Source organism: Bradyrhizobium rifense (genome assembly GCF_008123425.1).
Lineage (GTDB): Bacteria > Pseudomonadota > Alphaproteobacteria > Rhizobiales > Xanthobacteraceae > Bradyrhizobium > Bradyrhizobium rifense.
On the sequence record NZ_VSSS01000024.1, the window covers coordinates 189,324 to 215,060 of the forward strand.

General features: G+C 64.6%; 22 protein-coding genes. 9 read left to right on the top strand and 13 right to left on the bottom strand.

The genetic code is table 11. The features are described 5' to 3' along the window. Window positions 1-9 precede the first annotated feature (9 nt). Window positions 10-1,371: an ABC transporter substrate-binding protein gene (locus FXB40_RS14625; RefSeq protein ID WP_148772886.1), complete on the bottom strand. Its 1,362-nt coding sequence runs from the start codon at window positions 1,369-1,371 to the stop codon at window positions 10-12. Window positions 1,372-1,674: 303 nt separating this feature from the next. Between FXB40_RS14625 and FXB40_RS14630 the strand changes: the two genes are divergently transcribed. Beyond that, complete coding sequence (locus FXB40_RS14630) at window positions 1,675-3,108, top strand: glycosyl hydrolase family 79 N-terminal domain-containing protein (RefSeq protein WP_246207610.1); 1,434 nt, start codon at window positions 1,675-1,677, stop codon at window positions 3,106-3,108. A 6-nt stretch (window positions 3,109-3,114) separates the two neighbouring features. On the opposite strand, the gene FXB40_RS14635 is transcribed toward FXB40_RS14630, so the two are convergent. After that, complete coding sequence (locus FXB40_RS14635; protein ID WP_148772887.1) at window positions 3,115-4,416, bottom strand: MFS transporter; 1,302 nt, start codon at window positions 4,414-4,416, stop codon at window positions 3,115-3,117. A 225-nt stretch (window positions 4,417-4,641) separates the two neighbouring features. Between FXB40_RS14635 and FXB40_RS14640 the strand changes: the two genes are divergently transcribed. The 3 genes from FXB40_RS14640 to FXB40_RS14650 are packed head-to-tail and all read left to right on the top strand — an operon-like array spanning window position 4,642 to window position 8,410. Beyond that, window positions 4,642-5,856, top strand: coding sequence for an ABC transporter substrate-binding protein (locus FXB40_RS14640; protein ID WP_148772888.1), 1,215 nt, complete (start codon window positions 4,642-4,644; stop codon window positions 5,854-5,856). 7 nt (window positions 5,857-5,863) lie between these two features. Continuing rightward, window positions 5,864-7,597, top strand: a complete 1,734-nt coding sequence (locus FXB40_RS14645) for an FAD-dependent oxidoreductase (RefSeq protein ID WP_148772889.1) — start codon at window positions 5,864-5,866, stop codon at window positions 7,595-7,597. Between the two features lie 18 nt (window positions 7,598-7,615). Continuing rightward, on the top strand, window positions 7,616-8,410 hold the full coding sequence (locus FXB40_RS14650) for an IclR family transcriptional regulator (protein ID WP_148772890.1): 795 nt from the start codon (window positions 7,616-7,618) through the stop codon (window positions 8,408-8,410). Window positions 8,411-8,576: 166 nt separating this feature from the next. Here FXB40_RS14650 and FXB40_RS14655 read toward each other — a convergent pair whose 3' ends face one another. Beyond that, on the bottom strand, window positions 8,577-10,727 hold the full coding sequence (locus tag FXB40_RS14655) for an ADP-ribosylglycohydrolase family protein (RefSeq protein WP_148772891.1): 2,151 nt from the start codon (window positions 10,725-10,727) through the stop codon (window positions 8,577-8,579). 33 nt (window positions 10,728-10,760) lie between these two features. Continuing rightward, complete coding sequence (locus tag FXB40_RS14660; RefSeq protein ID WP_148772892.1) at window positions 10,761-11,816, bottom strand: LacI family DNA-binding transcriptional regulator; 1,056 nt, start codon at window positions 11,814-11,816, stop codon at window positions 10,761-10,763. Window positions 11,817-11,892: 76 nt separating this feature from the next. Between FXB40_RS14660 and FXB40_RS14665 the strand changes: the two genes are divergently transcribed. Genes FXB40_RS14665 through FXB40_RS14675 form a run of 3 tightly spaced genes read left to right on the top strand, consistent with a single transcriptional unit; the run spans window position 11,893 to window position 14,913 of the window. Further along, window positions 11,893-13,233 carry an ABC transporter substrate-binding protein gene (locus tag FXB40_RS14665; RefSeq protein WP_148772893.1) on the top strand — a complete coding sequence of 447 codons (1,341 nt, stop codon included), beginning with the start codon at window positions 11,893-11,895 and terminating at the stop codon, window positions 13,231-13,233. Window positions 13,234-13,240: 7 nt separating this feature from the next. Then, on the top strand, window positions 13,241-14,089 hold the full coding sequence (locus FXB40_RS14670) for a carbohydrate ABC transporter permease (RefSeq protein ID WP_148772894.1): 849 nt from the start codon (window positions 13,241-13,243) through the stop codon (window positions 14,087-14,089). Beyond that, complete coding sequence (locus FXB40_RS14675; RefSeq protein ID WP_148772895.1) at window positions 14,086-14,913, top strand: carbohydrate ABC transporter permease; 828 nt, start codon at window positions 14,086-14,088, stop codon at window positions 14,911-14,913. Before FXB40_RS14670 ends, FXB40_RS14675 begins: the two co-directional genes overlap by 4 nt. A gap of 3 nt (window positions 14,914-14,916) precedes the next feature. On the opposite strand, the gene FXB40_RS14680 is transcribed toward FXB40_RS14675, so the two are convergent. From FXB40_RS14680 to FXB40_RS14720, 9 genes are all read right to left on the bottom strand, one after another. Then, on the bottom strand, window positions 14,917-15,696 hold the full coding sequence (locus FXB40_RS14680) for an SDR family NAD(P)-dependent oxidoreductase (protein ID WP_148772896.1): 780 nt from the start codon (window positions 15,694-15,696) through the stop codon (window positions 14,917-14,919). A gap of 57 nt (window positions 15,697-15,753) precedes the next feature. Then, window positions 15,754-16,344, bottom strand: a complete 591-nt coding sequence (locus FXB40_RS14685) for a thiamine pyrophosphate-dependent enzyme (RefSeq protein WP_148772897.1) — start codon at window positions 16,342-16,344, stop codon at window positions 15,754-15,756. Between the two features lie 5 nt (window positions 16,345-16,349). Then, window positions 16,350-16,892 (bottom strand): thiamine pyrophosphate-binding protein, encoded by a 543-nt coding sequence (locus FXB40_RS14690; protein WP_148772898.1) that lies wholly within the window; start codon window positions 16,890-16,892, stop codon window positions 16,350-16,352. A 326-nt stretch (window positions 16,893-17,218) separates the two neighbouring features. Then, window positions 17,219-17,923 (bottom strand): GntR family transcriptional regulator, encoded by a 705-nt coding sequence (locus FXB40_RS14695; protein ID WP_246207612.1) that lies wholly within the window; start codon window positions 17,921-17,923, stop codon window positions 17,219-17,221. 91 nt (window positions 17,924-18,014) lie between these two features. Beyond that, window positions 18,015-18,758: an aspartate/glutamate racemase family protein gene (locus tag FXB40_RS14700; RefSeq protein ID WP_148772900.1), complete on the bottom strand. Its 744-nt coding sequence runs from the start codon at window positions 18,756-18,758 to the stop codon at window positions 18,015-18,017. 9 nt (window positions 18,759-18,767) lie between these two features. Next, complete coding sequence (locus FXB40_RS14705) at window positions 18,768-20,033, bottom strand: NAD(P)/FAD-dependent oxidoreductase (RefSeq protein ID WP_148772901.1); 1,266 nt, start codon at window positions 20,031-20,033, stop codon at window positions 18,768-18,770. A 3-nt stretch (window positions 20,034-20,036) separates the two neighbouring features. Further along, complete coding sequence (locus FXB40_RS14710) at window positions 20,037-21,698, bottom strand: thiamine pyrophosphate-binding protein (RefSeq protein WP_148772902.1); 1,662 nt, start codon at window positions 21,696-21,698, stop codon at window positions 20,037-20,039. Between the two features lie 129 nt (window positions 21,699-21,827). After that, complete coding sequence (locus tag FXB40_RS14715) at window positions 21,828-22,181, bottom strand: RidA family protein (RefSeq protein WP_148772903.1); 354 nt, start codon at window positions 22,179-22,181, stop codon at window positions 21,828-21,830. A gap of 17 nt (window positions 22,182-22,198) precedes the next feature. Further along, entirely contained in the window at window positions 22,199-23,116 is a 918-nt protein-coding gene (locus FXB40_RS14720) for an NAD(P)-dependent oxidoreductase (RefSeq protein ID WP_148772904.1), read from the bottom strand. A gap of 214 nt (window positions 23,117-23,330) precedes the next feature. Between FXB40_RS14720 and FXB40_RS14725 the strand changes: the two genes are divergently transcribed. Together FXB40_RS14725 and FXB40_RS14730 are read left to right on the top strand one after the other, a co-directional pair. After that, window positions 23,331-24,167 (top strand): transporter substrate-binding domain-containing protein, encoded by an 837-nt coding sequence (locus FXB40_RS14725; protein ID WP_148772905.1) that lies wholly within the window; start codon window positions 23,331-23,333, stop codon window positions 24,165-24,167. Window positions 24,168-24,413: 246 nt separating this feature from the next. Beyond that, the gene (locus FXB40_RS14730; RefSeq protein ID WP_430647359.1) at window positions 24,414-25,730 is read left to right on the top strand and encodes an MFS transporter; all 1,317 of its coding nucleotides are present in this window, start codon (window positions 24,414-24,416) and stop codon (window positions 25,728-25,730) included. Window positions 25,731-25,737 lie beyond the last annotated feature (7 nt).

Sequence of the window (25,737 nt, forward strand, 5' to 3'; positions counted from 1 at the left end):
AAGCAGGTTTCAGGCCACTTTGAAGTCGTTCCAGCGCTTGTTCATGTAGGCCGCTTCATCCATCAGCGTGTTCCAGCACGAGATGTTCTTGACGCGGTCGAGGAACGAGCCGCCGTCGCGCTTGGTGCCGGCTTTCTCCATCGCAACGCCGTAGGGATCGTTGATGACTTCCGGCGCCGGCTTGCCGTCGTACCAAAAATCCCATTCGGCAGCGGTCAGGAACTTCTTCGCCGTCGACGGCACAGGACTGTAGTAGCCGTAGCGGCCGACGAAGCCGCCCTGCCAGCCCGAGAGATACCAGTTGAGATATTCGTAGGCGGCGTCGAGCTTCTTGCCGGAGAGATGCTTCATCAGGCCCATGCCGTTGCACCAGCCGCGATAGCCTTCCTTGCCGTTCTTGACGTTCACGGGCGCGTAGACGCAGGGGATTTCCTTCACGCGCACCGCGGCAACCGCCGGCGACCACATCGACTGGATCACCACTTCGCCTGCGGCCATCAGCTGCACCGACTGGTCGAAAGTGGTCCAGGTCGCGCGGAACTGGCCCTGCTTCTTCAGCTCGATCAGCTTGTTGCAGGTGAAGTCGATCTCCTCCTTGGTCATGTTGCCCTTGTTGCCGTACTTGATCAGCCCGGCACTTTCGAAGCAGAGCGCGGCATCCATGATGCCGATCGCGGGCACATCGAGGATCGCGGCCTTGCCCTTGAACTTCGGATCGATCAGGTCCTTCCACTCGGTCACCTCGTGGCCGACGAGGTCGGGGCGATAGCCGATGGAGTCGGCGTTGTAGACCTGCGGCAGGAAGGTCGCCCATTCGGTGACGCCGTCGTGGAGGTCGGTCGAGTCCGGCTTGGAGATGTACATGGCTTCATAGGGCGAGATGCCCTGGCGCGGGATCTTGTGGCCGTCGATCTCACCCTTGGTGAAGATCGGCAGGATGTTGTCGAACTCCTTGATCTTCTTGACCTCGATGCCCTGAATCACGCTGCGCTTGGCGGCGAGCTTGGCCTGCCAGCCCTCGAGATCGGCGATATCGACCGTATTAGGCTGGCTTATGAAGCGGTTGATGGCGGCGGAGGTGTCGAGGTTCTGCATCGTCACCTTGAAGCCGAGATCCTTGGCGGCCTGGTCGCCGATCGCCTTCACCACCGAATAGGACACGCCGACATGGCGCAGCTCGATGTCCTTGATCTCCTGCGCCCAGATGGTCGGGAATCCGCGGATTGCATCCGATCCAACGGCTGCGCCCGCAACGGCGGCCGCACCCTTCAACAGCGTGCGCCGGCTCAGCTTTTTCGTCGACTTGACGCCTGTTTTGGCCTCCGTTCCCGCCGGATCGGAAGTGAACGTCCCCTTGGTCTCATCAGACATGGCAACCCTCATTGGTTACGATGAACGCTCGCACCGATCGCCATTGATCGGCTGCTTATGTGATCATTGCGCCTGAGGCTAGGGGCGGGATTTCGCGAAGTAAAATTGGAAGTAAAAATTCGCCGTATAAACGCGGCTAATGGATCAGGCCGTTGCATTTGGTTTCGGCAGTGGCGCATAAGAAGGCATCAGGGCGTGTATGCAAGGCGCGGACTTCGATCGCACTGGCTCGTTCGCGCAGCAGGTGCGACAACAATTGCGCTGCTCGCTGCCGCAAGGTTGTGCGCGGCACACGCCGACGATGTGTCTATTGCGCCGGAAAAGCTCAAGGCGATCGGCACGATCGATGCGCGCTTTCAATCCTACAATATCGAGATGGTGGAGGTGACCGGCGGGCGGTTCTGGAAGCCCTATCCGCGAACGATGCGCGCGTTCGATGAGCGAGATCGTTACAGCGCGAGATCACCAATCGATCTTGCCAATGCACGGCTGCGCAAGCTCGCCGCCGCGCTGGCGCCCGCCTATCTGCGCGTGAGCGGCACCTGGGCCAATGCGACATTCTTTGCCGACACGGACGATGCGCCGGGCAAGCCGCCATCGGGATTCGACTCCGTGCTGAGCCACCAACAGTGGCGTGGCGTGATCGATTTCGCGCGCGCGGTCGACGCGGAGATCGTCACCTCCTTCGCGATCAGTCCGGGCAGCCGCGATGCCGATGGCATTTGGAAGACCGATCAGGCGCAGCGCCTAATCGACGCGACGCGTTCGCTGGATGGCCACATCGCGGCGGTGGAATTCATGAACGAGCCGACACTCGCCGCGGCGAACGGTGCACCGCCTGGATATGATGCGAAGGCCTATGGCCGCGACTTCAGGATTTTTCGCGAATGGATGCAACGCGCGGCACCTGACACGTTGATCGTCGGGCCGGGTTCAATCGGCGACGCGCCCTCGCCATCCGAGTCGGGCATCACCACGCGCGATCTGCTCGCCGCATCCGGCCACGGTATCGACCGTTTCTCCTATCATCACTACAACACGCTCTCGCCGCGCTGCGGCGGTCGCGACGATCCGGCGCAGGCGCTTTCCGGGCAATGGCTGGCGCGCACCGAGGCGACTCTCGCGATCTACCGGGCCCTGCGCGACGCATTCGAGCCGGGCAAACCGATCTGGCTGACGGAGACAGCGGACGCGGCCTGCGGCGGCAACCGCTGGGACAAGACGTTTCTCGACACCTTCCGCTATCTCGACCAGCACGGTCGGCTGGCGCGAGCCGGCGTTCAGGTGGTGATGCATAACACGCTGGCCGCCAGCGATTACGGCTTGCTCGAAGAGACAACTTTCCATCCGCGTCCCAGCTATTGGGGCGCGCTGCTCTGGCATCGGCTGATGGGAAAGACCGTGCTCGATGCGAACTCGGTCGCCACGCCGGATCTCCATATCTACGCGCATTGCCATCCGGGCATGCGGGGCGTCGTGACCGTGCTCGCAATCAACGCGTCACGGCACGCATCATCTACCCTGACGCTGTCATACCCCGGCGAGCGTTACACGTTGCATGCGACGCGGCTGCGGAGCGCGACCTTGCAGCTGAACGGCAGGACGCTCGCTCAGAGTGCCGATGACGAGCTGCCCCCGCTTGTGCCAAGCGCCGCAGCCGCGGGCCCGATCCGGCTGGCGCCGGCGAGCATCACCTTTCTGGTATTTCCAGCAGCCGCGAATCCTGCCTGCCGTTAGCCGCTCTCAGGATTTTAGCGTGTCGCGCGCGGTCTCCGGCGCCATCAGCGTCGCAACAATCGTGATGATCGACAGCGCGATGATGTAGAGCGACACCGGCCAGTACGAGCCGGCCCAGGCGAGCAGCGCGGTCGCGATCAGCGGCGAGAAGCCGCCGCTCAACGCGGCTGCGACATTTGCGCCGAGCGAGGCGCCGCTGTAGCGCACCTGGGTGCGGAACAGCTCCGGCATGAACGCCGCCTTGGGTCCGAACAGCAGCGCATGCGTCAGCGTCATCGTGACCACGAGCGCGAGCGTGATCAGCACCGGCTCTCTGGTGTCGAGGAACCAGAACAGCGGAAACGCCAGCGCCACCGAGAACACGCCGCCGGCGAGATAGAGCGCCTTGCGGCCGAAGATATCGGACAGCCAGCCCGCCAGCGGCAGCGTCGCGAATTCGACGATCGCGGCATAGACCACCGCATTCAGGATCACCTGACGCGGCAGGCCGAGCTTGGTCGTGGCATAGACCACGGTGAAGACGGTGAGGAGATAAGCGAGCCCGACTTCCGACACCGTGATGCCGATCGCCAGCAGGAAGCTGCGCCAGTCACGGCGGATCACCTCCCACACCGGCTGCGCCAGCACCTCCTTGCGCTCGACCACCTCCTTGAAGTGCGGCGTCTCCGCGAGCTTGAGCCGCACGACGAAGCCGATGCCGACCAGCAGAATGCTGATCAGGAACGGCACGCGCCAGCCCCAGCTCAAAAAGTCCGCTTCGGGCAATTGCGTCATCAGCCCGAAGATGCCGGTGGAGGCGGCGACACCGACGGGAAAACCGATCTGCACCAGGCTGCCATAGAAGCCGCGCCGATTGCCCGCGTGCTCGGCCACCATGACTACCGCGCCGCTCCATTCGCCGCCGAGGCCGATGCCCTGGATGAAACGGAGGATGACGAGCAGGACCGGCGCCCAGAGGCCGATCTGGCTATAGGTCGGCAGGCAGCCGATCAGGAAGGTGCCGAGCCCCATCGCGATCATGGTCGCGACCAGCATTGTCTTGCGACCGAGCCGATCGCCGTAATGCCCGATGATGGCGCCGCCAATCGGCCGCGCCACGAAGCCGACCGCATAGGTCGAGAACGCCGCCAGCGTGCCGACGAACGGGTCAAAACTCGGGAAGAACAGCTTGTTGAGCACGAGGGCTGCGGCCGTGCCGTAGATGAGAAAGTCGTACCACTCGATCGCGGTGCCGAGCGCACTTGCCCACACCACATGCGCCGTCGTCGATCGCTCCGCCGCAGCGGAGACCCCCGTTGCTGCCGTCATTGCCATGCGCCCCAAGAATTCCAGACGGCATCATGGCCAATCGGAAAGACCGTTGCAACTTACCCGCGTGCGGTCTCTGCCCAAGATCACAATGCGGGATTTTCACGCGGCGGCCTCAACACGTCCGCGCTCTTATTCGCCATTGACAAACTTATTCGCTAATATCTAATTTGCCGCCAGAACAACCGGCCGCGCCAAGTGGCCCATAAAAGAGAGGGAACGACGATGAGAGGGCTTTTGGCCTGCGCCATGCTCGCGGCCATGACTTCGACGATCATGACGTCTGCTGCGAGCGCGCAAGTCTCCGACGACGTGGTGCGGATCGGCGTGCTGACGGATCTGTCGAGCTGGGGCCGCGACAACAGCGGGCCGGGCTCGGTCGAGGCCGCCAAGATGGCGGTGGAAGAGTTCGGGCCGACCGTGCTCGGCAAGCCGATCGAGATCATCAGCGCCGACCACCAGATGAAGACCGACGTCGGCGTGCAGATCGTGCGCGGCTGGTTCGACAACGGCAAGGTCGACGCCGTCGTCGACATCCCCAATTCCGGCATCGCGATCGCCGTGCACAACATGGTGCGCGAGCGCAACAAGATCGCGCTGCTCTCCGGCCCCGGCGCGAGCTCGCTCACCGACGAGCTGTGCAGCCCGAACACCGTACACTTCACCTACGACACCTACGCGCTGTCCAAGGTGACGGCCTCGGCCGTGATCAAGGAAGGCGGCAAGTCCTGGTACTTCATCACCGCGGACTATGCCTTCGGCCAGCAGCTCGAGAAGGACGCCACTCGTTTCATCAACGAGATGGGCGGCAAGGTGCTGGGCGGCGTCAAGCATCCGACCAACACGGCAGACTTCTCCTCGTTCGCGCTGCAGGCGCAAAGCTCCAAGGCTGATGTGGTCGCCTTCGCCAATGCCGGCCAGGACACCGATAACGCCATCAAGCAGTCCGGCGAGTTCGGCCTGGTCCAGGGCGGTCAGAAACTGGTTGGCCTGTTGATGTTCGACACCGACGTGCACGCGATCGGGCTTAAATCCGCGCAGGGCACCTACATGACGACGGCGTCGTACTGGAACATGGACGAGGCGACCCGCGCCTGGTCGAAGAAGTTCTTCGCCCGCACCAATGTGATGCCGACCATGATCCAGACCGGCGTCTACGGCTCGGTGCTGCATTATCTCAAAGGCATCAAGGCCGCCGGTACCGACGATCCGGCCAAGGTGATGGCCAAGATGCGCGAGCTGCCGATCGAGGACACGTTCGTTCACGGCGGCAAGTTGCGCGAGGACGGCCGCGTCATCCGCGACATGTATCTGGCCCGGGTGAAGACGCCCGAGCAGTCCAAGGAGCCCTGGGACTATCTGGAGATCGTGAAGACCGTGAAGGGCGAGGACGCCTATCGCCCGGTCTCCGAATCCAAATGTCCGCTGTTGAAGAAGTGAGGCCCAGATGACTGGCAACGAGCGCAACGCAATTGAGACTTACGAGTGCGATGTGCTCGTGGCCGGATCGGGCTGCTCCGGCATGTCGGCCGCGATCACCGCGCGCTATCGCGGTCTCGACGTGCTGATCGTGGAGAAGGAGCCGCGCTTCGGCGGCACCACCGCCCGCTCCGGCGGCTGGCTCTGGATTCCCGGCACGTCGCTGGCGAAGGCCTACGGCATCGAGGAGACGCCGGAGCAGGCACGCACCTATCTGCGGTACGAGGCCGGCAACAATTTTGACGCCGCGCGGGTTGATGCATTCCTCAGCGCCGGCCCTGAAGCAGTCGATTTCTTCACCACCAAGACGTCCTTGCGCTTCGACATGCCGCTGGTGTTTCCGGACTATCATGCCGAAGCGCCCGGCGGCACGCAGGGCGGCCGCTCGATGGTGACGCGGCCATTCGACGGCCGCGAGCTTGGCGAGCAGATCGAGACGCTCGGCATGCCGCTGCCTGAGCTCACGGTGTTCGGCATGATGCTCGGATCCGGCAAGGAGATCATCCATTTCATGCGGGTGACGCAGTCGCTGACGTCGGCGGTCTACGTCGCAAAACGCCTGTCGCGGCATTTGATGGACGTGCTGCGCTACGGCCGCGGCATGACCTTGACCAACGGCAATGCGCTGGCCGGGCGCCTGGCAAAATCCGCGCAGGATTTGAAGATTCCGATGTGGCTGTCATCGCCGGTGCGCGAGCTGACGGTCGAGAACGGCACCGTCACCGGCGCGATCGTTTCGCGCGAGGGACGCGACGTGCGCGTTCGCGCGCGCCAGGGCGTCGTGCTCGCCTGCGGCGGCTTTCCGCACGATGTCGAACGGCGCAAGAAGATGTTTCCGCACGCGCCGACCGGCAACGAGCATTATTCGCCCGGCCCCACCGGCAACACCGGCGACGGCCTGCGTCTCGCGGAAAGCGCCGGCGGGCATGTCGAGGATCGCCTGCCGAATGCGGCAGCCTGGGTGCCGGTATCGCTGACCACACGCAAGGACGGCTCGAAGGGCGTGATGCCGCATTTCATCGACCGCGCCAAGCCCGGCGTGATCGCGGTGATGCGCGACGGAAGGCGTTTTGCCAATGAAGGCAATTCCTATCACGACTTCGTCCAGGCCATGATCAAGGCGGCCAAGCCCGGGGAGGAGATTGCGGCCTATCTCGTCTGCGATCACCCGACGCTACGCAAATACGGACTCGGCTGCGTGCCGCCGTTCCCGATGCCGCTCGGTCATCATCTCAACACCGGCTATCTCATGCGCGGCGAGACGCTCGAAGCGCTCGCAGCGAAGGCCGGGATCGACGCGAAGACGTTCACCGACACCGTCAAGCAGTTCAATGTGACCGCGCCGCAAGGGCACGATGCCGCCTTCGGCAAGGGTTCAAAAGCCTATAACCGCTACCAGGGCGACGCCATGCACGGCCCCAATCCCTGCATCGCACCGATCGAGAACGGCCCGTTCTACGCCATCAAGATGGTGATCGGCGATCTCGGCACCTATGCCGGCATCGTCACCGACGAGAACGCACGCGCGCTCGACGCCGAGGGTCGGGTGATTCCCGGGCTCTATGCCGCCGGCAACGACATGGCGAGCATCATGGGCGGCAATTATCCCGGCGCCGGCATCACGCTTGGGCCGGCGCTGACCTTCGGCTACATTGCCGGCCGTCATCTCGCCGACAGCGCCGCCAAGCGCGACGCGGCGTAACCATACGCCAGGAGGCGCATGAAGAGAGAAAGCCGCGGCATCCAGTCGATCGAGGTCGGCGGAGAATTGCTCCGTGCGCTCGCCAAAAGCGGTGAGCCGATGATGCTGCGCGATCTCGCGCGCGAGGCCGGCATGACGCCTGCCAAGGCGCATCCTTATCTCGCCAGCTTCTCGCGCATTGGCTTGATCGAGCAGGACGAGACCACCGGCCGCTACGAGATCGGCGCGCTGGCGCTCGAGCTCGGCCTCATCAGCCTGCGACGTCTGTCCGGTGTGAGGATCGCGCAGCCGAAAATCGCAGGCCTCGCAAGCCAGATCGGGCACGCGGTCTCGCTCGCGGTCTGGGGCACACATGGCCCGACCGTGGTGCAGCTGGAGGAGCCCGGCCAGCCCGTGCACATCGTGATGCGCGCCGGCTCGGTGATGGCGCTGCTGGAAACCGCGACCGGCCGCGCCTTCGCAGCCTTCCTGCCGGAGAAGACGATCAACGCTGCGCTCGAAAGCGGGCTTGATCGTCACGGCGTCGGCTACAATCCGAAGCGCGCAGTGAAAGGCGCCAAGGTCGCCGAGATGCTCGCTGAAGTCCGCAAGCACGGCCTCGCCCGCGCGCTTGGCGATCCCCTCCCCGGCGTCAACGCGTTCTCCGCGCCGGTGTTCGACCATGCCGGCCATGTCGCGCTGGTGATCACCGCGATGGGACCGGAAGGCACTTTTGATGCGCGCTGGGACAGCCCCATCGCCCATGCCTTGCGCGACTGCGCCGGCCACATCTCGAAGCGGCTCGGCTACGGCATGACGATCGCCGCGGGGTGACCACCGCTAGAGCCAACTCCGCGGTGCGCCCCCTCTCCCGCTTGCGGGAGAGGGTTGGAGAGAGGGTATATCCGCAACGGGGCAATCCCCTAGAGGAGAAAACCCTCACCCGCGCCTTCGGCGCGACCTCTCCCGCAAGCGGGAGAGGTAAGAAAACCCACCGCCGCTAGAGCGCCGCCACGCTCACCTCTTCTGCCGAGATCGATCCGCTGTCGACCACCAACGCGACCGCGCCGCCGGTCAACGGCAGGTCGCCGGTGTCCTGCACGCTGAACAGCGTCCTGCCGTCGACATGGGCTTCGATCTCGCCGCCGACCACGCGCAGCTCGACCTTGTATTTGCGATCGAGCTCCCAGGCGAAACGTTCGCTCGCCAGCACGACCTCGTCATGCACGCGCTTGACCAGGCGCACACGGCCACCCTCAGTGCGATCGAACATCAGCGCATAATAGCGCTCGCGTCCCTGCACGCGCGCGGCAAGCCCCCAGGCATTTGCCAACAGCGGCGTGATCTCCGAGGTCACGCGATAGTCCTTCCAGTCGCGCGAGCCCTGCGCGATGAAGCCGACGCCATCGCCATTGGTGACGCGCAGGCCTTCCCAGCGGGTCTGGAACTGGGTGACATTGTTGACCCAGGCGTGCTTCCACATCGTGCTGACATTGTTGTCCGGCCGCTTCAGCACGGTATTGGCCGCGCCGCCCCAGGTCAGGTAGTCCAGATAAAGCGTGCCGTCGACACCGAGCGAGTCGCGCGTCTCGATCTCGACACCGATCTCGAAGATCGGATAGGCGTGCGTCTCCGGCACCTGCCAGCTCAGCAGGGCCTCGCAGCCACCGGTGAGCTCCTGCGCATCGCCATGGATCTGCACCAACTCGTCGTGCTCGTCGTAGACGCTGGCGAACAAGCGCACCGCGACCGTGCCGCTGTCTGTTTCCGACTCCAGCCGGCACTCGACGCGCTGGCCCGAATACAGCGTCGGACACGACACCAGCTGATAGGTCGGCATCGTAAACACCTCCTTGTCGAAGAAGGTGGGGCTGGCGATGCGCGCCACACGCCCGGGCGCGAGGCGGCGGAAGTCGATCGCGAGGCTGCGCTCGCCATTGCGGCTATGGCCTGCGACGTTGCTGAGCTCGACCCCGTGCAGCCGCGCCGGCGAGCCGCCCTTGTTGTGGAAGCCTTGCAAGCTGCCCGGAAAATTGAAGTTGAAGCGCGCGCCATCCTTGGCCACCGCAAGTGCCGGCGCCCCCGCCAGCGCAAGCCCCGCCGCGACCAGCGATTGCGTTTCGATCACAGCATCGGTGATCGCGGCGCCGCCGTCGGCGGTCGAGATATACATGCGGTCGGCGATCGGCGTGCGGAAGTCCGGCCCGGCGTCGAGGCCGGCCAATCCAGTGCGGATGCCGAACAGGCAGCCGACATTGCCGGAATTGCAGTCGGTGTCCCAGCCGGCCGTGTTGGCGATGCGCATCGCGTCCTGAAAACTGTTCTCGCCGTAAAGCGTCGCCAGGATGATCAGCGCGTGGTTGGGCACGACGTGGCAATTGCCGTAGAATTTGTCGTAGCCGTAACGCCCGGCGATCAGCGCGCGGGTGCGCTCCCAATCGTTGCTGTTGTCGCCGGCGTGCCACTCACGCACGTCGTTGACCACGCGACGGATCAGCGCGTCCTTCGGCACGAAGGCAAGGCCTGTGTCGATCAGCTTCTGCACGTCGCGCTCGACGAAGGCCTGCGCCTCCATGGCGGCGAGCAGCTTTGCAGCGTGCACGGATTCACCGTCATGACTGACGCGTCCGGCCTGGTCGGCGAGATAGGCGGCCTGCTCGGGATTGCCGGGGCTCACCATCGCCCAGCCGTCGATGAAGATCTGCGCGCCGATCTGTTCGGCCACGGTCGCGCCGTTCAGCTCGATCGAACCGCTCTGCGGCGCCGGGATGCCGGACTTCAGGCGGAGATAGGCGGTGTGCTCGGTGGAATTGCCGATGCCGCCCCACCACAGCACGGCGCGTTCCTCGACGATGTAGTTGAGCCAGGCCTGGCCGACCTGCTTCGCGGTCAGGCGTTTTGGATAGCCGTTGTCCGCGAGCGCACGCGGAAACGCAAAGGTGCCGGAAACGTCGTCGTCGGTGACGACGAGATGATGCGAGCGCAGCGCGACGTCGCGGCGCTCGTTAACGTAATAATTGATCGGCCCGAGCTCCTTCATGATGCGCTCATAGGTCCATCCCTCGAAGGGCCGGCCGAGATAGACGCCGATGAGCTTGCCGAGCACGCCGGCATAGACGCGCTCCGCGTAGTCATGAGGAATTGCCGTCACTTGTTCACTCCCACGTTCAATCGTCTAGCCCGGTCAGACCGACGAGCGTTTCATGATCTCGAATTTCAGCTCATGGCTCTTGCCGGGCGATCCGAACCCGCCCGGCTGCAATCGTCTCACCAGCGTCTCCGCCGCAAGCGCGCCAAGGTCGAACTCCGGCTGCCGCACCGTTGTGAGGCCGAGCAGCTTGGCGACCGGAATGTCGTCGAAGCCTGCGATCGCGATATCGCCGGGAATCGAGAGCCCGGCATTGCGCGCCGCCTCCATCGCGCCGAGCGCCAGCACGTCGCTGGCGCCGAACACCGCGGTCGGCCGCTCGCCCTTGCGTTGGAGCAGCCGCGTCATCGCGCGCGCGCCGGATTCCTCCGAATAGGCGCTGTCCGTGACGAAGTCGGGCGCGAGCCCCGCCTCCCGCATCACCGCGCTGTAACCCTGCGCCCGACGCTGGCTCGGACCGAACTCGGCCTGGATCATGGCGATGCGGCGATGCCCGCGCGCGATCAGCAGCCGCGTCATCGCGGCGGCGGCTTCCGCATTGTCGATATAGACGCTGTCGATCGCGAGCGGGCCGTCCGGCTTGTGCTGGCTTTCCAGCCGCACCAGCGGAATGCCTTTTCGCGCGAGCACCGCGAGTTGCGGCACGCGCAGATGAAAGAACGTGGCGACCACGCCGTCGGCGCGCCCCTGCAGCAGCCAGTCGATCGCGCGGGCCTCGCGCTCCGGCCGTCCGTCGGTGTCGAAGATCAGCACGTCGTAACCGGCAGGCGCCGCGACCGTCTGCAAGCCGCGAACGAGACCCGGATAGAACGGGTTGGTGATGTCAGGGATGACGCAGGCAAACGTCATGGTGCGCGCGCTGCGCAGCATCCGCGCCAGATGGTTCGGCCGATAGCCGAGCCCTTCGGCGACTTCGAGGATGCGCGTCCGCGTCGCCGGCGGAACGGACGGCGTCTCCGCCTTGTTCAGGACGAGCGACACCGCGGCCTGCGAAACGCCGGCCGCGAGTGCAATATCCTTCTGCGTGGGGCGGGCCGGCGCCGCTTTGTCGCGCCCCTTCCCCCGCGTCGTCCTCGTTGTTGACGTCGTCATTCCGCTTAGTTATACGTATTACTAAAGCAAAATCAACAATCGCTATTTGCGCCCGAGGAAACCGAGGTTCATCGCCATGACCATGACCCGACGCCAGCTTGTCGCCGCCATTCCTGCCGCCGCGCTTGCAGCCAATCTGCCGCGTAGCGCCCGCGCCGAGGACGCGCGCAAGGTCGTGACCTTCTGGTTCGGTCAGGCGAACTCAGACGGCCAAGCCGCGCTGCGCAACGATCTGGTCGAGGCCTTCAATGCCTCGCAGGACAAATATCTGCTGCAGATGGAAGTGAAGGGCGCGGCGGTCAACAACCTGCTGAAGGTCGCCCTCGTCGCCGGCAATGGCCCTGACATCGTGCAGACCGCAGGACCCGCCTATCTCACCGCGATCGCCAATGCCGGCCAGGTGCTGCCGCTCGACGATTTCGCCGAGAGGTACAAGTGGAAGGACCGCTTCCTTGCGCCGCTGCTCAACACCAGCGTTTATGGCGGAAAACTCTACGCGCTGCCGCGCGACTATGAATCGATGCACCTGTTCTACAACAAGGAGCTGTTCAAGCAGAACGGTTGGAAACTGCCGACCAACCGGCAGGAGATGGAAGAAGTCGCCGACGCCGCGCTCGCCAAGGGCATCATCCCCTTCGGCGCCGGCAATGCCGACTGGAAGGGCGTCAACGAGTGGCTGATGACGGTGTTCTTCAACAACGTCGCCGGCCCCGACATCGTCCGCAAGGCACTCGCGGGTGAGCTGCCCTGGACCGCGCCGCCCTTTGTCGAGGCCGTCGAGCTATCAAAGGCCTGGTACAACAAGGGTTATTTCGGCAAGAACTACTTCTCGCTCACGATTGAGCAGAGTTTCTTGCAGGTCGTGAACGGCAAGTCCGCGATGGCGCTGGGCGGCACCTGGTCGTTCGGCACCAAGTCCTACGGCATGTCGAAGCCCGACACCGTGATGGACGTGATGCCGACGCCGAGCCTCGGCTCGGCCTTCACGGGACCGCTGGTGCATCTTGCCTGCGGCGCAACGCTGTCGATCGCCAAGACCTCGCAGAACGCCGAGGGCGCGGCCGCCGTGTTCGAGTTCATGCTGACACGCAAATTCTACGAGACCATGAACCGCGACTGGCCCGGAAAATGGGCGCTGCCGGTCAAGGACCTGCCGCCGGACATGCTGAGCGGCATCGGCTATCCCCTGTTCGAGAAGACCGTCGCGAATCTGCACGAGGCCTTCAGCAAGGGCCAGTACGGCTTCACCACCTGGACATTCTGGCCGGGTGCCACCAATTCCTATCTGATCGAGGGCATCGAGCAGGTCTGGCTCAACAAGATCACAGCGGATGCTTACCTGACGCGGATGCAGACGCTGTTCAGCCAGGAAGCGAAGGAAGGCAAGGTACCGCCGCTGCCGCCGCGGACGGCCTGATCTCAAGATGTGGCTGTTCGCGCTACCGGCGCTGCTGATCAATATCTGCATCATCCTGGTGCCCGCCGTGCTGACATTCACGGCGGCGTTCTTCATGTGGGACGGTGTCGGCACGCCGGTATGGGCGGGCCTCGCCAATTTCCAGAATATGGTCGCCGACCCCGTGTTCTGGTCGGCGCTGACCAACAATTTCATCTGGACCGCGATCTTCCTCACCGTGCCGGTCTGCCTTGCGCTGGTGATGGCTGCAGCGCTGCTGATGGCGCCGAAGGCGCGCATCGTGGTGCAGTCCATCATCTTCCTGCCGCGCATCATCGCGGTCGCGGTCACCGGGCGCATCTTCCAGGGCATGATCTTCAGCCCGGCGACCGGCATCGTAGCCTGGCTGAACGAGCACGGCTTTTCGATCTCCGATCCCCTCGCCGATCCCGACCGCTCGCTCTATGCGGTCGCGGCCGTCGACATCTGGCACTGGTGGGGCTTTCTTGCAGTCGTCTTCCTGTCGGCGATGCGGCAGATCAGCGTCGAGCAGATCGAGGCAGCACGGCTCGATGGTGCCGGCTTCCTCCAGCTGTTCCGCTACGTGCTGATCCCGGGCATCCGCCCGACGCTGACGCTCATGCTGATCCTCACTGTGATCTGGTCGTTCCAGGTGTTCGAGTTCATCTTCATCGTCACCCGCGGCGGGCCTGCCTATGGCAGCGAAGTGCTGGCGACGTTTGCCTATCGCCACGCCTTCTTCGAGGGCGATGTCGGGCAGGCTGCGGCTGCGGCTTGCGTCATGAGCCTGTTCGGTCTGTGCGCCACGGCGGTCTATCTCTGGCTCCAGATCACCGACGACGCGCAATCGACATGATCGGAGATCGCTGGAGCAGGACATTCAGCCTCGGGCTGATCGGCGTCGCATCGTTCAGCTCGCTGCTGCCGATCGTGCTCGCCGTGATGAACGCGCTGAAGACGACGGTCGAGATCGGCAGCAATCCGCTCGCGCTGCCGACCCAGTTGCACTGGGAGAATTTCTCGTCCGCCTGGCGCAACGCCCAGCTCGGCCCCAGCCTGCTGCACAGCGCCGAGGTGGCGGCGCTCACCATCCTGATGGTCTGCATCACCGCGACGCCCTGCGCCTATGTGCTGGCGCGGCAGAAGGGCAAATTCTGGCGCTTCATCACCTTCTACTTCATGGCCACGATCACCGTGCCCGTGCAGCTCTACCTCTATCCGCTCTATTTCATCTTCGCGAAGCTTGGGCTTGTGAATTCGATCCCGGCCGTCGCGCTGATCTACACCGCGATGTTCTCGCCGTTCGCGATCTTCCTGTTGCGCACCTATGCGCTCGCGATCCCCGTCGCGCTCGAAGAAGCGGCCCAGGTCGACGGCGCCAGGCCGTGGCAGACCTTCTGGTACGTGATCCTGCCGATGATGCGGCCGGGGCTGCTCACGGTCGCCATCATCGTCGGGCTGAACGCCTGGAACGAGTTCGTCATCGCCGTGACGTTCCTGCAGAACGACAGCAATGTCACGGCGATCGTGCGCTTCTACAACCTCACCGGCCAGTATTCGACCGACTGGGGCGAGATGCTCGCCGCTGCCGTGACGATCGTGCTGCCGGTCGTCGCGATCTTCGTGCTGCTGCAGCGCCAGTTCATCGACGGCATGACCTCGGGCGCGGTGAAGTCGTAAGCGCTACTTGTCCTTCACCGGCACCGTGTAGTTCAGGATCAGCCGGCCGCCATCCGGATAGATGGTCTGTCCTGTGATGTAGGACGCATCGTCGCTGGCGAGGAACGCGACGACCGAGGCGACCTCGCTCGGCTCGCCGCCCCGGCCGGCCGGCGTGCGTGACATCACGGTCTTGCGGGCATCCTCGGAGGTGTAGATGGAGGACGCGACCATGTCGGTCAAAATCGTGCCCGGCCCGACCGCGACGACGCGGATATTGTGCGGGGCAAGCGCAACAGCGGCGACCGAGGTCAGCTGCTTCATGCCACCCTTGGACATGGCGTAGGTCGCAAGCGCGGGGATCGCCAGCAGCGCGTTCACCGAGGACATGTTGATGATGACGCCGCCGCTGCCTTGCGCGATCATCTGCTTCGCCGCGGCCTGCACGCCGAAGAACGCGCCCTTCAGATTGATGCCGATGATTTCGTCGAATTCTTCCTCGGTAATCTCCAGGATGTCCCGGTTGCGGGCGACGCCGGCATTGTTGACCATGATGTCGAGCCGGCCGAACTCACGGACCGCAGTCGCGACCGCACGATCGACGTCCGCGCGCCGCGCGACGTGGCAGGGCACGGCGTAGAGCTCCTTGGGCTTGCCTAGCTCGTTGACGGTCTTCTTGAGCTCATCGGTGTCGACGTCAGAGATGACCACCTTGACGCCGTCATCGAGGAACCGCTTTGCGCAGGCCTTGCCGATGCCGCGCGCTGCGCCGGTGATGACGGCAACCTTGCCGGATAGTTTCATGGGTCTCACTCCAGGATAGCTGCTTTTGCAGCGAGCTATCCCGGAGAGGGCACCCGTTCAAGCCGCCGCGAAGCCGAGATGAGCACGGAACCGGTTCTTGATAAAGACGGCATCGCGCGAGGGCAGCGAGCGCGGCGGATTTTCGGCCACAACCTTGATGACAAAAAGCCGCGGACCATCGGCCGGCTCGGCGATTTGCGCGGCGAGGCTTTGCACCTCCTCGAGCGTCCGCAACGTGGCGGTTGCGGCAAAGCCGCAGGCTGCGGCGATCGCGGTGAGATCGACACCGCGACCGGTATGGCTCGCCTGCATCCCGGTCTCGCCAAAATGCTGGTTGTCGATCACGACGATGTCGAGATTGCGCGGGCACGCGACGCCGATGGTGGCGAGACCGCCGATCCCCATCAATTGCTCACCGTCGCCGGTCAAGGCGAGGACGCGCTTGCCCGGCTGGGCCTGCGCCAATCCAAGCCCGATGAGCGCGGCGCCGCCCATGGCGCCCCAGAGATAGAAATTGCCGTCGTGGTCGCCGACGGAATGAAGGTCGTAGGTGGGAGAGCCGAGGCCGGAAACGACCAGCGTGTCCTTGCGGTTCTTCAGGAGTGCCGCGACGGCAGCACGGCGATCGAGCTGAGAGGGAACGGACATCGACATCACCACTTCTTCTTGCCGATCAGGCGTTGCCCGATCAGGACGGCGATCTGCTGGTCGGACTCATAGGCGAGCGAAGCGGCCGACTCGACCGTCTCGACCAGATCCTCCGCCGTCTCCGCCCGCATCACCTTCAGCCCGATCGCTTCCAGCGAAGGCTGCGTCGCCCGGCTCATCGGCACCTGCCAGGGGTTGAACTCGGCCCATTCGCCGCGCATCGTCACCAGGATCAGCAGCGGAAAGCGGCCGATCGCCGACAGCGACAGCATGTTGATGCAATTGCCGACGCCGCTCGACTGCATCAGCAGCACGCTGCGCTGGCCGCCGAGCCAGGCGCCCGCGGCAATGGCGATGCCCTCCTCTTCCGTGGTCAGCACATTGGTGGCGACGTCGCGGTCGGCCGAGAACATGCGGATCAGCTGGCTGTGGCCGGCATCCGGCACATAGGACATCTGCTGGACGTCGGCGGCCTTGAGGATGCGATAGAGCTCGGACGGCCAGTCGTCACTGCTCCGCGTTTCGGGATTGGGCTTTGGGCTATGCACCGCGTGTCTCCGTGAATTTCGGGCGGCACGCTAGCGATGTTTGCGTGCGAAGGCTCTGACCGTCTGGCATGAGCTGGTATTGAAGGATTGTATAGCTGGGTCTTTCTCTGCCGCCTGAGACAGGCCGATCGCATGGCCGGAAGCGTTTTCCGCGCGGCCCAACCTTCGAGACGCCCGCCTTTGGCGGGCCCTCAGGATGAGGGCGGAGTACGCGGTAGCAGCTTCAACGGGCACCGATGCAGCTGAGCCTCATCCTGAGGAGACCGCGAAGCGGTCATCTCGAAGGACGAGGCGCTCGCTCAGGTCCTGCCGAGCAGTCAAAGACCTCAATTCCCCGCGGACCTCGCCGCCGCCGGCATATAGATCTGCGCGTAGCCTTCTTTGATCGCGGAAGTGATGCGATCGAGGCGGCGATCGATGTGCTTCTCCAGCACCGAGACGCAGGCTTCTTCGTTACGCGCCTTCAACCCTTCGACGACCGAGCGGTGCTCGGCCTGGGTGTTGGAGCGGTTGATGCTGTCCATGTCGATCCAGCGCACGAAGCGGATGCGGGCGTTGACGTTGCGCAGAACGCGCAGCATCTCGGCGTTGTTCGACATCGCCATGAGCCGTTCGTGAAAGGTCTCGTCCAATTCGACGAGCTCGACCGATGTACGCTCGCCGGGATCGGGGCCGGTGGCTTCGAGGAATCTCAGCAGCGCGTCGATGTCATCGTCCTTGGCGCGCTTGATGGCGAGGCGGACCGAGGCGACCTCGATCGACTTGCGCAACTCGTAGAGATCGAAGATTTCGTGCGCATCGAGCTCGCGGCAGAAGAAGCCTTTGCCCGGCGTGAAACGCAGGAAGCCCTCGGTGTTGAGACGGTTGAGCGCTTCGCGCAGCGGCGTACGGCTGACGCCAAGCCGCTTGGCCAGCTCGCCTTCGTTGAGACGTTCGCCCGGCTTGAACTCATAGCTCACGGCCATCGCCTTGAGCTGTTCATAGACGCGATCGACGATACTATCGGAAGCCAGTTCCACGTTGCTCATCATCAGCTGCATTCATGCCCGCACACAGCCCAATATACCGGGGCTGCGGAGGCGATTGCAATGTAAACAACAGCAGAGGTTGTGACAGACGGAATCAGGCGAACGCGCGCGGGCGCAGTCCAGCATGAAACCAGGTGATCATGGAATAGATGTCATAGACCGGCAACCCGACCTCGGCCTGCAGCGCGGCGGCATAAGGTGGCATGTTGGTGCATTCGAGCACGATGGCGCCGACGTCCGGATTCTTGGCGACAAGCTCCTTGCCCGCCTCGACCACGTCGCGCTCGGCCAAACCGACGTCCATGTCGTCCTTCTCGGCCTTGATCAGAACACGGAAGAATTCCTTGCCGTGCTCGGTGCCGACCAGCGGCGTATCGAGCGGCACGCCGGCGCCTTCGAGATGGGCCGGCGTCAGGGTCGAGCCCGACACCGTGACGAGGCCGACGCGCCTGCCCGGCGGCAAGGTCGCCTGCACCCACGGCACCTGCATCAGCGACGAGGTCGCGACGGGAACGCCGACGGCGGCCGCGATCTCCTTCTGGAACAGCGAGAGAAAGCCGCAATTGGTGGTGATGGCCTCGGCTCCGAGCCGCACCAGATCCTTGGCCGCATCGATGAAGTCAGGCAGCAGCCCCGCCGCACCCTTCAGCACCACCTTCTCCGGCGAGGCGCCGCTCACCACGCGATACAGCACGGGGAATGGCCAGGTCGTGCCGTTGCCCATGTCGCCGGGAATGCGGGGGAAGCGCGCCTCCAGCATCAGGATGCCGAGCGGCGCGCCGTAGATGGCCTTGCCGCCGCGGGCAACACGGGAAGACGAGCTGGCTGCGATGGTCATGGTGCGATCTCAGAGGAAGCGAATGGGCGAAAACGGTGCGAGCGGAATTTCCGGCTGCTTGCCGCTCAGAAGCTGCGCGACGAGGCGGCCGGTGCGGGCCGAGCTGACCAGACCGATATGGCCGTGGCCGAAGGCATAGACGATGTCGCGCGAGGCGCGTGAATAGCCGATGCAGGGAATCCCGTCCGGCATGCTCGGCCGATGCCCAAACCAGGTTTTGATGCGCGACGACGGAATATCCCGCGGCAGTTTCGGGAACATGCTGAGAAGGTGGTTGCGCAAAATCTCGGCGCGCTTCCAGTTCGGCGCGGCTTCAAGACCTGCGATCTCGACAGTGCCGGCGGCGCGCAGGCCCTTGTCGATCCAGTTCACCACCATTTTTGCGTCGGACGCCATCATCGAGCTGCGCGGACCTGATTCCGGATGCTCGATCATGACGTGATAGCCGCGCTCGGTCTCGAGCGGCAAGGGATCGCCAACGGAAGCGGTCAGCCGTTTCGAATGCGCGCCCGCAGCGACCACTGCGGCATCGCAAGCGACCTCGCCGGTCTCTGTGAGGACGGCGACAAGCTTGTTGCCATTCAGCTTGAGACCCGTCGCCCTGGCGCGCACGAGTTTTGCACCGCTCGCCAGTGCATGCTGAGCAAGGGCTGCAACGTACGCGCCGGGATCGCGGCAGCGGCCGGCCTCTTCCACCACCACGCCAAAAGTGTAGCGCGGATGCAGGTCCGGCTCGCGCTGACGCATCTCGTCGGCGTTCAGCTCCAGCCATTCGACGCCGACCTTTTTGCGCAGGCGCCAGCCGAGATCGTTGTCAAAATTGCCGCGCGACGGGAAGACGTGCATCACGCCGTTGCGCTCGACCAGTTCGGGCACGCCAGCTTCTTCCGCGAGCGCCCTGTGCAGCAGCGGCGCGTCCTTCAGGAGGTCGCGCAACGCAAACGCGGTCTTCTCGACGCGCGCCTCGGTCCAGCCCGACAGCAGGTACTTGATCAGCCAGGGCAGCGCCTTCGGCAAGTAAGACCAGCGGATCGCGAGCGGGCCGAGCGGGTCCATCAAATAGCCCGGCACCTTCTTCCACACGCCCGGCTCCGCCGGTGGGATCACCGAATGCGATGAGAGCCAGCCGGCATTGCCGTAGCTCGCCGCCTGTTCGCCACCGGGCTCGCCCGGATCGATCAGCGTGACGCGATGCCCCTCGCGCAGCGCCTCGATCGCGCTGATCACGCCGACCGCGCCGGCTCCGATGATGGCGACGTGGCGGCCTTCCGACATCGCTTACGCCTTCACCGCGGGCGCAAAATCCTTGCCGACCGAGATCGCGCGGGGATCGATGATGCAGTGGAGGATCGACGGCTTGCCCGAGGCGAGCGCACGCTCGAACGCCGGCGCGAATTCTTCGGTGCGCTCGACGCGTTCGCCATGGCCGCCGAAGGCCTTCGCGTACATCGCGAAATCCGGGTTCTTGAGCTGGGTGCCGACGACGCGACCGGGATAGTCGCGCTCCTGGTGCATGCGGATGGTGCCGTATTGCGAATTGTCGACGACGATGACGACCAGCGGCGCGTCGTATTGCACGGCGGTCGCGAATTCCTGCCCGTTCATCAGGAAGCAGCCGTCGCCGGCGAAGGCGACGACGACGCGATCCGGAAATTGGCGTTTGGCGAGAACCGCCGCCGGCACACCATAGCCCATCGAGCCCGAGGTCGGCGCGAGCTGCGAGGCGAAGCTGTGGAAGCGGTGATGGCGATGGATCCAGCCGGCATAATTTCCGGCGCCGTTGCAGACGATCGCGTCCTTCGGCAGGCGGTCGCGCAGCCAGGTCATGACCTGGCCGTACTGGAACGTGCCCGGCAGCTCGCGCGCCTTGTCGGTCCAGGCGAGGTAATCGGCATGCGCCTTGGCGGCTTCGCCCTTCCAGGCAACTGGGCCTGCGGGCTTCAACGTCTCGACGGCAGCGGCGAACGCGGCGGGTGTCGCCTGGATCGCAAGCTCCGGCTGATAGATGCGGCCGAGCTCTTCGGAGCCCGGATGCACGTGGATCAGCTTCTGCTTCGGCGTTGGAATGTCGAACAGCGTGTAGGACGAGGACGGCATCTCCGACATGCGGCCGCCGATCAGCAGAATGACATCGGCGTTGTCGATGCGCGCCTTCAGGCGCGGGCTCGGCCCGATGCCGAGATCGCCGGCATAATGCGAATGATCGGCATCGATCAGCGATGCGCGGCGGAACGAGGTCGCGACCGGCAGGTCGAACCGCTCGGCAAAGCGCGCGATGCTCTTGGTGGCTTCATCGCTCCAGCGCGAGCCGCCGAGGATGACGAGCGGCGCCTTGGCGCTCGCGAGCATCGCACTGACCTGCTCGATGTCAGCGGGCGCGGGCCAGCTCACCGCAGGCTCAATGCGCATGGCGTCCGCAACGGCTGCGGTCTCGGTCAGCATGTTCTCCGGCAGCGCGATCACGACGGGACCCGGACGGCCCTGCATCGCGATGCGGAAGGCACGCGCGACCAGTTCCGGAATACGATCGGGGCGGTCGATCTCGACCGCCCATTTCGCCATGGTGCCGAACACCGCCTTGTAATCGAGCTCCTGGAACGCCTCGCGCTCGCGCATGCCTGTGTCGACCTGGCCGACGAACAGGATCATCGGCGTCGAATCCTGCATCGCGATGTGGACGCCGTGGCTGGCATTGGTCGCGCCGGGGCCGCGGGTGACGAAGCAGATGCCCGGGCGTCCCGTGAGCTTGCCATAGGCTTCCGCCATCATCGCAGCACCACCTTCGGCGCGGCAGATCACGACGTCGATCGGGCTGTCATGCAGCGCGTCGAGTGCCGCGAGGTAGCTCTCGCCCGGCACGCAGGTGACGCGATCGACGCCCTGGGCGACCAGCTGATCGATCAGGATCTGGCCCCCGGTGCGGGTGTTGCGAATGGTCATGACAGCTCCCTGCAGGCTTTGGCGATGCGCTTTAAGGCTTCTCGCAGATTTTGTTCCGAGGTGGCGTAGGACAGGCGGAAATAAGGTGCAAGGCCGAAACAGCCCGTGCAAGGGGCATCGATGTGCATGTCAGCCGCGCGCGGCGATCGCGATCACTTCGATGCGGAAGGCAGGATCAGCGAGCTCGACCTTGCCGCAGGCGCGGCTCGGCGTATTGCCCGGCACGACCCAGGCATCATAGACCGCGTTCATCGCGTCGAAATCGTCCATGGTCTTGAGCCAGACCTGCACGCTGAGGAGCCGCGACTTGTCGGTGCCTGCGCGCGCCAGCATGTCGTCAACCTTGGCCAGCGCCTCTTTGGTCTGCTGGGTGATGTCGGCGGTCTTGGTATCAGCCACTTGCCCAGCGAGGAAAACGAGATCGCCGAACACGGAGGCGCGGCTGCGGCGGGCGTTCTGGTCGATGCGGGTGATATCCGACATGGGATGTCTTTCTGTCTTTACTTGCCGGTGGCGATGATGCGGCGGCAGTGATCGAGCGCCGCGCCGATGAGATTGTCGCTCGCCTCGGGCGTACGGAACGCCGAATGCGCCGACAGCGTCACGTTCGGCAGTTTTGTCAGGGCATGACCGGCCGGTAGCGGCTCGACAGTGAAGACGTCGAGGCCGGCATGCGCAATGTGGCCCGAGCGCAGCGCCTCAAACATCGCGTCCTCGTCGACGACAGCGCCGCGCGCGGTGTTGATCAGAATGCTGCCGGGCCGCATCTGCGCGATGCGCTCGCGCGACAGGAAACCCTTGGTCTCATCGTTCAGCAACAGATGCAGCGAGATCACGTGGCTCTCGGCCAGCAGCTTCTCCAGCGACACGAACTCGACACCGGGATGCGTCTTCGGCGTCCTGTTCCAGGCGATCACCTTCATGCCGCAGCCCGCCGCCATGCGCGCGGCTTCCGCCGCGATGCCGCCGAAGCCGATCAGGCCGAGCGTCTTGCCGGTGAGCTGCACCGCGTCGCGACGCAGCCAGTTGCCTTCGCGCATGCCGCGATCCATCTCGCCAAAGCTCTTGGCAGATGCCCACATCAGCGCGATCGCGCATTCGGCCACGGCGGTGTCGCCATAACCCTTGATCGTGTGCACGGAGATGTCGCGCTCAGCGAGCTCCTCCGGATTCATGTAGCTGCGCGCGCCGGTGCCAAGGAAGACGACATGCTTCAGCGCCTTGCACGTCTCGGCGATCGCACTCGGCACCGCGGTGTGATCGACGATCATGATCTCGGCATCGCCGAGCAGACCAGGCAAATCGTCCGGCTTGATCGAGGGATTGCGGTTGATGCTGACCGGCAGCTTCTGCGAGGCCAGCAGCTTGTCGGTCACCGCCGCCAGGGTGTCGTTCGCATCGACGAAAACAGCACGCACAGACTTTCTCCTCTCAATCCCGGCACCCGCGGACCGGCGCTCATCCAGCCCGGCACCACGGAGTTTTCTCTCGCTTTGCCAACGGACTAGGCTCAAATCTGCCTCATCGCTCAAATCGTCGGCAGAGCTGCAATACCATATTGCATTATGCCCTGAATACAGAAATAGTCTACGGGCCGGAGTTGATGATCCCCATTCCCCAGGAGCACTGTCCATGAACCGCAGGGACGCACTCACCACCGTCGCGCTGGCGGGCGCCGCAATGGCCGCGACCGCCTCGGCCAAGGCCGACACCGCGCCGACGTCCACGCTCGATCGCATCAAGAAGAGCGGCGTGCTGCGCATCGCGGTCATCGCCGGCCAGGACCCCTATTTCCACAAGGACCTCGCGACCAATCAGTGGTCGGGCGCCTGCATCGACATGGCGAACGACATCGCGAGCAAGCTCGGCGCCAAGGTCGAGACACTGGAATCAACCTGGGGCAACCAGATCCTCGATCTCCAGGCCGACAAGGTCGACCTCGCTTTCGCCGTGAACCCGACGCCCGAGCGTTCGCTCGTCATCGATTTCTCGAGCCCGATCCTGGTGCACTCCTTCACCGTCATCACCAAGAAGGGCTTTGCCAAGCCCCAGACCTGGTCCGAGCTGAACAAGCCCGAGGTCAAGATCGCCGTCGACATCGGCTCGACCCACGAGACGATCGCGCGCCGTTACTGCCCGAAGGCGACCATCCTCGGCTTCAAGACGCGCGACGAGGCGATCCTTGCGGTGTCGACCGGCCGCGCCGATTGCAACGTCTCGCTGGCGGTGCTGTCGATCTTCACGCTGAAGAAGAATCCGACGCTCGGCGAGCTCGCGATCCCGCGGCCGATCCTGACACTGCCGACCAATCTCGGCATCCGCTCCGAAACCGATCGCCGCTACAAGGATTTCCTCAGCGCCTGGGCCGACTACAACCGTTCGCTGGGTCAGACGCGCGAATGGCTGCTGAAGGCCTATGAGACCGTCGGCCTCAGCGCCGACGACATTCCGGGCGAAGTGCAGTTCTGATCGATCATGTATGTCAGGGACGTCGCCAGCCGCGCAGCGAGCGGCTGAAGGCGTTCTTGAGCCGGTTTCACGAGACACATTGACGCGGATGCCCCGAGCAAACCGGGACGCTGATATGCGCTCTGCCTTACGTGGTGCTTCCGGTGTTGACGCGGACTCAAGCTGGTTTAAGTAGAGCAGACAAAAGCTGCAGGGATGGCGACGTTTGCTGGGCTGGTTCCCGTTGCCGCCACCAATGCAGGACACATGACGCCCTCGCTTCACGCGACCTCGCCAAGCCCAAAATCGAATTCGGCTTCAACGCCCCCGCATCTCGCCATCGTCCTGTTCTCGCTCGCGATGGGCGGCTTTGCGATCGGGACCACCGAATTCGCGTCAATGAGCCTGCTGCCGTTCTTCGCGGCCGACCTTCATATCGACGAGCCGACGGCCGGGCACGCTATCAGTGCCTACGCCCTCGGCGTGGTGCTGGGCGCGCCGCTGATTGCCGTGCTCGGCGCCCGGTTCGCCCGGCGCACGCAGCTTCTGGTGCTGATGGCCGTGTTCGCGCTCGGCAACGCCCTCACCGCGCTTGCTCCGGGCTTTGGCGCGATGATCGCCGCCCGCTTTCTCTCAGGCCTGCCCCACGGCGCCTATTTCGGCATCGCGGCGCTGGTTGCGGCCTCGCTCGTTCCCCAACATCGCCGCTCGCAGGCGATCGGCCAGGTGATGCTCGGCCTGACCGTCGCCACCATCATCGGCGTTCCTCTGGCCAATCTGATCGGCCAGGCGGTCGGCTGGCGCGCGAGTTTTGGCCTCGTCTCGGTGCTGGCGCTGCTCACGATGCTGCTGTGCGCCCTGTTCGCACCGCGCGACCGGGCCGGCCGGTCGGATCCGCTGCGCGAGCTCGGCGCGCTCAGGAGTCGCCGTGTCTGGATGACGCTCGCGATCGGCGCCATCGGCTTCGGTGGCATGTTTGCCGTCTACACTTACCTGGCGACGACCTTGATCGAGGTCACCAAGGTCAGCACCGAGGTCATTCCGTTCTTCCTGGCGATCTTCGGCATCGGCGCCACGCTCGGCAATCTGTTCGTGCCGCGCTTCGCCGATCGCGCGCTGATGCCCACCGCGGGCGTCATCCTGGTGTTCGCCGCCGTGGCGCTGCTGGCGTTTCCGCTTGCCGCCGGCAATCCCTGGCTGCTTGCGATCGACATTTTCGCGATCGGCGCCAGCGTCGCTCTCGGGGCCGTGCTGCAGACGCGGCTGATGGACGTCGCGGGAGACGCACAGGCGCTCGCGGCCGCGCTCAACCATTCGGCGTTCAACACCGCCAATGCGCTCGGCCCGTTCCTCGGCGGCCTCGCCATTCGTCAGGGACTCGGCTGGACCTCCACCGGTCCCGTCGGCGCTGGGCTGGCGGTTCTGGGCTTTCTGATCTGGATCGTCGCCTATCGCGACACCGGCGCCGCGCCGGTCGAACAAGTCTCAGGCAGTGACACAGCACCCCGAGAGGACGCTCCCCTCAAGCGCTCACCGCCGCTGGCGCCACGTGAGCGGAGCCGTTCGGAGGATCCGGTGGCCTGACGGATTG

What these genes read in the sequence shown, in the direction of transcription:
- FXB40_RS14695 (WP_246207612.1), bottom strand. Translation starts at nt 17,923, where the DNA reads ATGATGAGCAACGTGGAACTGGCTTCCGATAGTATCGTCGATCGCGTC.
- FXB40_RS14665 (WP_148772893.1), top strand. Translation starts at nt 11,893, where the DNA reads ATGACCATGACCCGACGCCAGCTTGTCGCCGCCATTCCTGCCGCCGCG.
- FXB40_RS14685 (WP_148772897.1), bottom strand. Translation starts at nt 16,344, where the DNA reads ATGTCCGTTCCCTCTCAGCTCGATCGCCGTGCTGCCGTCGCGGCACTC.
- FXB40_RS14625 (WP_148772886.1), bottom strand. Translation starts at nt 1,371, where the DNA reads ATGTCTGATGAGACCAAGGGGACGTTCACTTCCGATCCGGCGGGAACG.
- FXB40_RS14680 (WP_148772896.1), bottom strand. Translation starts at nt 15,696, where the DNA reads ATGAAACTATCCGGCAAGGTTGCCGTCATCACCGGCGCAGCGCGCGGC.
- FXB40_RS14670 (WP_148772894.1), top strand. Translation starts at nt 13,241, where the DNA reads ATGTGGCTGTTCGCGCTACCGGCGCTGCTGATCAATATCTGCATCATC.
- FXB40_RS14660 (WP_148772892.1), bottom strand. Translation starts at nt 11,816, where the DNA reads ATGACGACGTCAACAACGAGGACGACGCGGGGGAAGGGGCGCGACAAA.
- FXB40_RS14635 (WP_148772887.1), bottom strand. Translation starts at nt 4,416, where the DNA reads ATGACGGCAGCAACGGGGGTCTCCGCTGCGGCGGAGCGATCGACGACG.
- FXB40_RS14645 (WP_148772889.1), top strand. Translation starts at nt 5,864, where the DNA reads ATGACTGGCAACGAGCGCAACGCAATTGAGACTTACGAGTGCGATGTG.
- FXB40_RS14650 (WP_148772890.1), top strand. Translation starts at nt 7,616, where the DNA reads ATGAAGAGAGAAAGCCGCGGCATCCAGTCGATCGAGGTCGGCGGAGAA.
- FXB40_RS14640 (WP_148772888.1), top strand. Translation starts at nt 4,642, where the DNA reads ATGAGAGGGCTTTTGGCCTGCGCCATGCTCGCGGCCATGACTTCGACG.
- FXB40_RS14700 (WP_148772900.1), bottom strand. Translation starts at nt 18,758, where the DNA reads ATGACCATCGCAGCCAGCTCGTCTTCCCGTGTTGCCCGCGGCGGCAAG.
- FXB40_RS14710 (WP_148772902.1), bottom strand. Translation starts at nt 21,698, where the DNA reads ATGACCATTCGCAACACCCGCACCGGGGGCCAGATCCTGATCGATCAG.
- FXB40_RS14725 (WP_148772905.1), top strand. Translation starts at nt 23,331, where the DNA reads ATGAACCGCAGGGACGCACTCACCACCGTCGCGCTGGCGGGCGCCGCA.
- FXB40_RS14715 (WP_148772903.1), bottom strand. Translation starts at nt 22,181, where the DNA reads ATGTCGGATATCACCCGCATCGACCAGAACGCCCGCCGCAGCCGCGCC.
- FXB40_RS14730 (WP_430647359.1), top strand. Translation starts at nt 24,414, where the DNA reads ATGACGCCCTCGCTTCACGCGACCTCGCCAAGCCCAAAATCGAATTCG.
- FXB40_RS14675 (WP_148772895.1), top strand. Translation starts at nt 14,086, where the DNA reads ATGATCGGAGATCGCTGGAGCAGGACATTCAGCCTCGGGCTGATCGGC.
- FXB40_RS14705 (WP_148772901.1), bottom strand. Translation starts at nt 20,033, where the DNA reads ATGTCGGAAGGCCGCCACGTCGCCATCATCGGAGCCGGCGCGGTCGGC.